Source organism: Bacillus sp. J33, assembly GCF_000518885.1.
In the GTDB taxonomy this organism is placed as follows: domain Bacteria; phylum Bacillota; class Bacilli; order Bacillales; family Cytobacillaceae; genus Cytobacillus.
Map to the genome: position 1 here is coordinate 33919 of NZ_KI912518.1, position 7772 is coordinate 41690.

A 7772-nucleotide genomic window follows, 5' to 3' on the forward strand; every position below is an offset into this window, starting at 1 on the left:
AAAAGGTCGTCATGAAGGGTTCATGAAGCCGCAAATGAAGTGAGCCTGAGAAAAAAGGTCGTCATAAAGGGTTCATGAAGCCGCAAATGAAGTGAGTCTTCGTCATGAAGGGTTCATAAAGCCGCAAATAAAGTGAGTCTGAGGAAAAAGGTCGTTATGAGCGTTTATGAAGCAGCAAAGGGAGACCCCGCAGGCGCAAGGCGCCAAGGAGGCTCCCTGACAGCCTGCGGAAACCGAGTGTGTGGAGCGGAATAAACAAAACAAGGTCCACAGAATTTAAATTATTCATTTATTAAGGAGGAATAAGGATGCCAACAGATCAAACAACAGCAGAAAGAAAAGGACTGATCATTGGAGGGCAGGAAATTTTCACAGATTCTGAGTTTGCCGTACTTGATAAATATACAGGGGAAGTCATAGCCAATGTGGCAAAGGCGAGCAAAGAGCATATCAGCCAAGCTGTATCGATAGCTCAAAAGACCTTCGATCAAGACCAGCTTACACCATATCAGCGTTATGAAATTTTAAAGCGTGCAGCTGAAATTTTAAAGAATCGAAAAGAAGACGTGGCCCTTACTTTATCAAGGGAAGTTGGCAAAACCATTACCGATGCCCGTGGTGAAGTGGACCGCGCCATCCAAACGCTCACTTTATCTTCAGAGGAAGCCAAACGGATTGACGGGGAAGTGATTCCCATTTCAGCAAGTCCTGGGGCAGAAAACCGCATGGGATATGCAGTCAGGGCACCACTTGGAGTTATCGGGGCGATTACTCCATTTAACTTCCCGTTTAATCTTGCCTGCCATAAAATCGGACCGGCGATTGCATCCGGCAATACGGTTGTATGGAAGCCGGCTTCCAATACGGCAACTTCTGCTTATCATTTAATTGATATTTTACAGGAAGCTGGGCTGCCTTCCGGATACGTCAACCTCGTATGCGGTTCTGGATCGGACGTAGGCCAGTGGCTGCTTGAAGATGAGAGAATTGCCAAATATACGTTTACTGGAAGTGCAGAGGTAGGCCGCCACATTAAGGAAAACAGCGGGCTGCGCCCTGTCTCGCTTGAGCTTGGAAATAATTCTCCAAATATTGTTCACCATGATGCCGACCTTGATTTGGCTGCAAAAATGTGCGTGTTAAAGGGCTTCAATACTGCAGGCCAGGCCTGTATTTCAGTTCAGCGTATACTGGTTCATACACAAGTATATGGCCAATTCCTTGATAAGCTAAAAGCAGAAACAGAGCAGTTGAAGGTAGGAAATCCGCTTGATGCAGAAACGAATATCGGTCCTCTGATCAGTAAAAAGGAAGCGGATCGCGTCATAGCATGGATTCATGAAGCTGTCTCTCAAGGGGCGAAAGTGATCACTGGCGGAAAACAGGACGGGTCTATTGTGGCACCTACCATCTTAAGCGATGTGAACTCTGAAATGAAAGTAGTCTGCCAGGAGGTTTTCGGACCGGTTTTAACGGTGATGCCTTTTGATGATATTGATGATGCCATCGAGCAGGCCAATAATTCGAACTATGGCCTCCAGTCCGGTATTTTTACAACTAATATCAATACGGCCATGAAGGCAGTCAAAAAGTTTAGGACGGGCGGAGTGATTATCAACGATGCATCAACCTTCCGTGCGGATGCCATGCCATATGGAGGTATTAAAGATAGCGGCATCGGAAAAGAAGGTCCGCGTTATGCGATTGAAGAGATGACTTTCCTTAAGACAGTGATTATTAATTTGTAGACATAGCGGATATTGGCACCCTGTAGAAAAGAGCGGAAGGCGAGAGCTCCTCGAGAAAGCTGAGGATACTGATTTTAATGTCCTGCTGTAGATGCAGGGGGGATTCCCGCAGGCGTACGCCGTCGAGTGTCTATCCGCCTGCGGAACGCTGAGCCTGAAGCGTAAATGAACAGGCAAATGTACAGAGCTATCTGTGTTTGCAATGGAGGCCGGAAGATGACTCATGCAATTAAAAATAAGCCTTCAGTTCCCATACAGGCAGCGGAGGCTGAACTGACTCTTGAGGAGATCATAAATAAACCGAGAAAAAGAAAACGATTTGGTTCTTCTGCCAGTCAGAGGGCTGATCCGGTTTTTACTTTTTATTATCCTTATTTTTTCTATGAATGGAAGGTGACCGTCCCTAGATTTGTTTTTAGGGACGGCAAAGCCTTAATTCGCTTCGGTGTAAATGGCTTGACAAATGTTGCGGCACAAACAGATATTTGGCCTGATTGCAAAATGGTTCAGGCTGAGCCGCTGAACTGCCTGCCGGTAAGGATTACCGAAGCGTCAGCTGATGATGAATGCAAGCTTGCACTTGAAAATTATGTTTATAAGCTGATGAGGCCTTTAAAGCCGCCGATTTATCAATTAAACCGGAGGGAGAGGATTTATCTGCCCTATCATGTTTTTTATGAATGTTCACCAGGCCAAAAAACATTAATGGTCACGGAAGCTTTAACAGGAGTAACGGCCGAAGCCAGAAAAATGAAGGAGCTCCATTCATGGCTGGAGAGTATGGCAAGCCGTAATGGATGATTTGGAAGCGCTGTCATCATTAAGCATTGTCTGGGGAGGTGAGAATATGACTGTATTGCATTATGGAGCGATTTATATATTAGGTTCCTGGGTCGTTCTTGGATTTTTAATTTTTAAAACCGATATGTTTAAAGTCGACTAATGATTAATGAATGGGGGGCTGTTTATGTCAGTATTCGCTTGGTCCTGGACCATAATGGCGTTTTTTATTGCGCTGATGCTTTATCTTGGTTATGCGGGAATGAAGAAAACGAAAAACGCGGATGATTTTGCGACTGCACGTTCAAGCTATGGTCCGATTGCGCTGGGCCTTGCAGTATGTGCGACAACAGCATCCGGATCCACTTTCATGGGGATTCCGGGGACTGCCTACAGTCTTGGCTTTGCAAGTCTATGGTATCCGATGATCTATCCGATCGGTATTTACGGCGGAATGCTTTTAACTGCGAAAATGGTCAAGCAAATGGGTGACAAATTTAGCAATCGAACGATTCCGGAGATTGTTGGGGAACGTTTTAACAGTGAATTCTTGCGTGTTGGGCTGGCGCTGCTCTCTTTACTACTTATTTTCTATATCGTTTCTCAGCTGGTTGCAGCCGCATTGATGTTCCAGACGATGATGGGCCTGACGTATGAAATGGGACTTTGGCTAACGGCCATTGTACTTGGCATTTATTTGGTGCTCGGGGGGTCCCACTCAGATATATTAACGGATGCAATTCAAGGCTTCCTTATGTTAATTATTGCTATCATCATTACTGTCATGTTCTTTATTGGCTATGGTGTGGATGGAGGAGTCTCTGCTGTTAATGATGCTATTACAGCAAAGAATCCGCAGGCTGGCTGGGACACATTGTTTATTCCAGGCCATGATACTTACGGCGGGGCATGGCTAGTATTCCTCCTTTTAATTGCCCATATTCCATTTGGTGTGCTGCCTCATATCGGAAACAAGTTCTTTGCTCTTAAAAATGGAAAGCAGATGAAGATATTCTTAAGCTTTTGCATCATTGGCGGTGCTCTGCTGCCAATGATGGCACTTGGCGGATTATTGGGGGCTGCAGTTATTCCAGGGACACTTGAAAATGCAGATTCTGTTATCCCGGCATTATTTGTGCAGGTGTTCCCGCCATTTGTTGCTGCCTTGATGGCTGTTGTTGTGCTGTCGGCAATCCTTTCTACAGGTGACGGCTTAGTTGTTTCTTTCTCCCAAATTTTCGCAAATGACCTTTACCGTAAAACGTTTGCGAAAAACAACCCGGACAAAACAAAAGTAGAAAGAAACTCTTTAATCATTGGCAGGGTTTCGGTTGTAGCGTGTCTTGTCCTTGGGATCATCCTTGCGTACAATCCTCCGCAATCCCTGGCGATGTTTTTATGGGTTGGTGTTGGGGGAATGGTCTCAGGACTTGCAGGTCCGTTAGCGATAGGGGCTCTTTGGAAGCGCGCCAACAAACAAGGGGCTATTGCTTCCTTTTGTGTAGGTGTAATCAGCTATGCATTGCTGTATATGGGATGGATTCCGGCTATTGAAGCCATTACCAATCCTTTTGCGGCTGCTGGTTACTCGATTTTAGCCGCGGCCCCTGTCATGGTTTTGGTGACTTTGCTGACGAAACCGATGCCTAAAGAGTTTATTGAAAATATTTATGGTTCAGAAGTGGCTGTACCTGACAGTAAGACCATTTCTCAATAAAGAAATGGTGCTATTTTCAAGGAGTGGCGTTCATTTTGAAATATATTTTAACTATAACCATAATGTTAATGGCGCTAACAGGCTGTAATTCAGTATCTCCATCTTCGTCTGACTCTTCTGAAATTAAGAAGGAGCCTGCTCGGCTGCAAAACCACGCTGAGCATGACCACACAGTCGATGAGAACACCAAAAAGGATTATAGCCATTTTGAAACAGTAAAAGAAGAAGCGCTTAAGGATGCTGAGTTTGTGGATAGCCTGACAGAGGAAGAGCTTGAATTTGCCAAGAAAATCCGGCCGCTTCATTTTGATTTAAAAACAATGATGCTGCGGATTACAGGAACCGGCATTCTGTTTTTAAACGGAGAAACAGAGGAAGAAAAGCTTGTTCAGGTGAGGGAGGAAGCCGATGAAAAGATTACTTTTATTGAGGCGGAATTAAAAAGGCTGAAAGCTCCGGAATCGATGAAACATATCCTTGCCGCTTATTTGGAATCTGTGAACATGTATGAAGAATCCATCCATTATTTTGAACAGTATTTCGAAACCGAAGATAAAAAGTTTTTGGAGAATTCCTCAATCGTTCTAACCAGGCGAATGCTGGCATAAAAGCTGTGCTTTTTGAAATGTGGACGGATGAATTAAATGCAAATTAAAAGGAGGAGAGAAGGCTAGGATGAAAAAGCTCATGATCATTTTCACTCTCATTTTTTCTTTTATCCTTTCGGGCAGTGCTCTTGCAGCTAATAAAGGAGACTATGGCGTAAAACTGCTGGAGTATGGAGGAATTGAGGATTATCCTAAATCGGGATTGGTTTATGGTGCGCATAATCAAGGAACTACGTATCTCCCATTCTTTTATAATTTGATCCAGAATAAAGAACACAATATCCTATTTGACATTGGCTATCGAAATGATGCAGAAGATGGACAAAAGGATTGGACCAAATTATTTGGCGGATCAAATATTGAGGCCCCGGCAGAGGTTTTGAAAAAAGTAAATTTAACTCCAAACGATATTGATACCGTTATTTTAAGCCATCTGCACTTTGACCATGCCGGGAATATTGATCAATTTCCAGAAGCACAATTTTATGTGCAAAAAGAGGAACTGGATGGCTGGGTGTCATCCTTATCCCTTCCTGACAAGGTACGTGAATGGGCATGGCTTGCAACGGATATTGACCATATAAATGACCTGATGGAAGTGGCTGCCGAAAACAGGCTGACACTCATTGAGGAGGACAATTTTGAGGTCGTTAAAGGAGTAAAAGTCCATACCGCCAAGGGCCACACATTTGGCACCCAGGCCGTAACGGTTGAAACAAAGCAAGGCACGTATGCTCTTGCCCAGGATGTTGTGTACACATATGAGAATGCAACGGACTATAAACCTCTGGGACTTGGACTGGATAACCTTGAACAAGTCATTTCCATTGATAAAGTCAATAAGCTGGTCGGAGGCAACATAGACCGCGTCATCCCGGGCCACGACATTGCTGTATTTGAAAAATACAAGACAGAGCAAATTGGCAAAAACCGCATTGTCACAATTGTAAAGTAATAATTAGACCAGAATGGCCGGATACAATTCGTATTCGGCATTTTTCTGGCTAAAAGGAGTGAAACCTATGCCACGGATTGGCACATATCTTTTACTTGTCTTCGTCATGATGATGTGGGGATTAAATGTAGTGGCTATTAAAATATTAATTGAATACTTCCCGCCTATCCTGATGCAAAGCACCAGAATATTTCTTGGAGGCATTCTTCTGGTTCTATTCTTCTGGTGGCGGAAAAACCTGCAAAAAATGTCAAGGAAAGAGTGGTTTATCACGATATCGGCCGGCGTCTTAGGTGTTACCGGGCACCACTTGTTTTTGGCAACCGGCCTCTTGGAGACAACGGCCTCCAATGCTGGCATCATCCTTGCACTCAGTCCATTAACTACCTCCATACTCGGGATCCTCTTTTTGCATGACCAGCTGACCAAAATGAGATTACTGGGAATCTGCATAGGATTTGGGGGTGTACTCTTTGTTGTTCTGAACGGAAGCGGAAGGCTGGGCGGCATATCCTTAGGAGACTTTTTGATTTTTATGGCTATGCTCACACAGGCCTTTAGCTTTATCTTAATCAAACGAAACTCTCAATCTGTTAATCCGAAATTTATGACAGCCATCATGCTGACAGCCGGCTCAATCGTTATGTTCCTGTTTAGTTTCTTTATCGATACAGAGGGAATTTCAAGTATGGCTGTAACAGACGTAAAAGTATGGATCATCTTCCTTTTATCCGGTGTAGTGGCGACTGGAATTGGCCAGCTCTTGTATAATATCGCTATTCAAAATATCGGCCCTGGCCAGACAACAATATTCAACAACCTCATGCCGTTCTTCACCCTGATTGGATCGGTATTGTTTTTGAAAGAAACCATATTGATTGAGCAAATTATCGGGTTTTTGTTTATTGTCGCTGGGGTTGTGCTGGGGACGGGGGTTATGGATGATTATATGATAAGCAGGAAGAGGGAAAAGGCTAGTGCATAGGTGATGTTTGCCGCTACCGAAAGAAAGCAGGGAGCTACTGTTGCTCTCTGCTTTTTTGGTTATAAGTTGGGATTCTTTCAAATTAATATTCGTTAAGTATATAAAAAAAGTGCTCTCGTGGATTCCTTTTATAATCTGCTCCAGCCATCCCGCTTAAGGAGCTTCTTTTGCATTCTTCCAATCGTTGAAATGGTTGAATAGTACAACTTCCCTGAGACTTTGTTAGTATTTTTTTTTTTTTTTTTGGGTATTATAAGTTTATTCTTTTCTACAGTGGGTAAGAAGGACTTTGTAGCAGGTTATGGATGACTTTTTTCAAAACTGCTGCTTCTGTATAGAGCATCTAAGACTGTCTATGATAGACCATAAAGGATCTAAGGGCAAAATTACTGAAAAGTAATGACGCAAAGCTAGAGGGGCCTCTATCAAAGGATAAAGCCAGCCAGCTGCCATCAAAATGAAAAGGAGTATATTTGATGTCAAACCGTACCTGGGTTACCCCGGAAGAAATCGCAAAAAGGAAAAAGCTTAAGAAAAGAGCATTGTATATTTCCTTTCCCATTCTTACTGGTGCAATCAGTGCATTGGTAACAGTGCTGGCAAGCAAGTTATGATCCAGCTGCTAAGTCAAGTACATAAGCGATAACAAAAAAGGCTTCCCATGGAGGGAGGCTTTTTGTGCGACGGGCAGTCGCATAGAGTGTTGGCTGAGCTAACGCTCTTCTTTTCTTTATCCGACAGAGACGTCATTTCGATGAAACGACTGANTGAAGATATCGAATTTGAATCCCAGATGGTGAAAATCCATACCCGAGGAGACTGACCTAGCTCGGGAAGCTTAATCTAGGGCAACACCGTGAGGTGTTGTCTGAAGGAGATGTGGACAATCGTGAGACCCACAGGCGAATAGGTAGACCCTAATGCAATAAGTGTGAAGCACGGCGGCGGGATAAGTTGGCGACTTTTCGAAAAGTGAGGA

At 43.8% G+C, this 7772-nt stretch carries 7 protein-coding genes and 1 riboswitch; all 7 genes read left to right on the forward strand.

What is annotated here, in order from left to right:
• Positions 1 to 308: 308 nt before the first annotated feature.
• Complete coding sequence (locus tag L634_RS0129440) at positions 309 to 1748, forward strand: aldehyde dehydrogenase family protein (protein ID WP_051428443.1); 1440 nt, start codon at positions 309 to 311, stop codon at positions 1746 to 1748.
• A 216-nt stretch (positions 1749 to 1964) separates the two neighbouring features.
• Positions 1965 to 2549, forward strand: coding sequence for a hypothetical protein (locus L634_RS0129445; protein ID WP_026585450.1), 585 nt, complete (start codon positions 1965 to 1967; stop codon positions 2547 to 2549).
• Positions 2550 to 2715: 166 nt separating this feature from the next.
• The gene (locus tag L634_RS32085) at positions 2716 to 4245 is read left to right on the forward strand and encodes a sodium:solute symporter family protein (RefSeq protein ID WP_034263495.1); all 1530 of its coding nucleotides are present in this window, start codon (positions 2716 to 2718) and stop codon (positions 4243 to 4245) included.
• Positions 4246 to 4280: 35 nt separating this feature from the next.
• The gene (locus L634_RS0129460) at positions 4281 to 4853 is read left to right on the forward strand and encodes a hypothetical protein (RefSeq protein ID WP_026585451.1); all 573 of its coding nucleotides are present in this window, start codon (positions 4281 to 4283) and stop codon (positions 4851 to 4853) included.
• A 67-nt stretch (positions 4854 to 4920) separates the two neighbouring features.
• Positions 4921 to 5808: an N-acyl homoserine lactonase family protein gene (locus L634_RS0129465; protein WP_026585452.1), complete on the forward strand. Its 888-nt coding sequence runs from the start codon at positions 4921 to 4923 to the stop codon at positions 5806 to 5808.
• A 67-nt stretch (positions 5809 to 5875) separates the two neighbouring features.
• The gene (locus L634_RS0129470; RefSeq protein WP_026585453.1) at positions 5876 to 6793 is read left to right on the forward strand and encodes a DMT family transporter; all 918 of its coding nucleotides are present in this window, start codon (positions 5876 to 5878) and stop codon (positions 6791 to 6793) included.
• Positions 6794 to 7162: 369 nt separating this feature from the next.
• Positions 7163 to 7247, forward strand: a riboswitch (cyclic di-GMP riboswitch).
• Positions 7248 to 7269: 22 nt separating this feature from the next.
• A complete protein-coding gene (locus L634_RS33695) occupies positions 7270 to 7407 on the forward strand; it encodes a hypothetical protein (RefSeq protein ID WP_157452484.1) in 138 nt (45 codons plus the stop codon).
• The last annotated feature ends 365 nt before the right edge of the window (positions 7408 to 7772 follow it).

Bases quoted from the DNA above. Each gene is read 5' to 3' on its own strand.
- L634_RS32085 (WP_034263495.1), top strand. From the start codon at position 2,716: ATGTCAGTATTCGCTTGGTCCTGGACCATAATGGCGTTTTTTATTGCG.
- L634_RS0129445 (WP_026585450.1), top strand. From the start codon at position 1,965: ATGACTCATGCAATTAAAAATAAGCCTTCAGTTCCCATACAGGCAGCG.
- L634_RS0129440 (WP_051428443.1), top strand. From the start codon at position 309: ATGCCAACAGATCAAACAACAGCAGAAAGAAAAGGACTGATCATTGGA.
- L634_RS0129470 (WP_026585453.1), top strand. From the start codon at position 5,876: ATGCCACGGATTGGCACATATCTTTTACTTGTCTTCGTCATGATGATG.
- L634_RS33695 (WP_157452484.1), top strand. From the start codon at position 7,270: ATGTCAAACCGTACCTGGGTTACCCCGGAAGAAATCGCAAAAAGGAAA.
- L634_RS0129465 (WP_026585452.1), top strand. From the start codon at position 4,921: ATGAAAAAGCTCATGATCATTTTCACTCTCATTTTTTCTTTTATCCTT.